The 702-nt window shown below is 69.8% G+C and carries 2 protein-coding genes; both read left to right on the top strand.

Going from position 1 to position 702, the window contains the following annotated elements:
• The coding region (locus B2U11_RS05500; RefSeq protein ID WP_349680708.1) for a pseudouridine synthase at positions 1-392 on the top strand (392 nt) is incomplete at its 5' end.
• A partial coding sequence (locus B2U11_RS05495; protein WP_292070459.1) for an ATP12 family chaperone protein occupies positions 389-702 on the top strand: 314 nt, incomplete at its 3' end. The genes B2U11_RS05500 and B2U11_RS05495, both read left to right, overlap by 4 nt.

The following is a 702-nucleotide window of genomic DNA, read 5'->3' as shown; positions in this document are numbered from 1 at the left end:
TCGAGATGATGCGGCCGGCCGAACGCAAGGACCCGCGCGCCGAACCCGCCGAGACCGCTTTCGCCACCATCAGTCGCGCGGCGCACCGCGCTTCCTGGATGGCCCTGAGACCCTTCACCGGCCGCACCCACCAGCTGCGCGCGCACATGGCCGGCATCGGCCACCCCATTCTGGGCGACCCGAAATACGGCGACGAGAAATCTCGCGAGTTGTCAGGCGGCCTGAAACTGCAACTACACGCGCGGAGCATCGAATTGGACCACCCGCGCGGCGGCGTGCTGAAGGTCACCGCGCCGCTGAGCCCCGAAATGAAGGCCGGCTTCGCCCACTTCGGCTTCAGCGAGGACGAGGCCGAAGACGACCCGTTCGCCGGCGTGAAGAGGATCAGATGAGCCACATTCCGCCGCTGGATCCCGCCGTCGCAGCCCGCAAAGGCTTTCGCGAGACGGAGGAGCGCATCAGACGCTTTTGGAGAACGGTCGATGTGGGCGCCGCGCCCGGCGGCTGGGCTGTCCTGCTGGACGGACGCACGCCCAAGACGCCCGCCAAGGCGCCGCTAATCCTGCCGACCGAGGCGGCGGCCCGGCTGGTCGCCGAGGAATGGGACGCACAGGGCGAATTCGTCGATCACGCGACCATGCCGGCGACGCGCCTGGCGTCCACGGCGATCGACCGGATCGGCGCGGCGCGCGAGGCCGTGGC

Origin of the sequence: Brevundimonas sp. UBA7534, assembly GCF_002479325.1 — a bacterium.
GTDB lineage: Bacteria > Pseudomonadota > Alphaproteobacteria > Caulobacterales > Caulobacteraceae > Brevundimonas.
The sequence above is the reverse complement of the archived record's forward strand: the minus strand, read 5'-3'. Positions and strand labels throughout refer to the sequence as shown.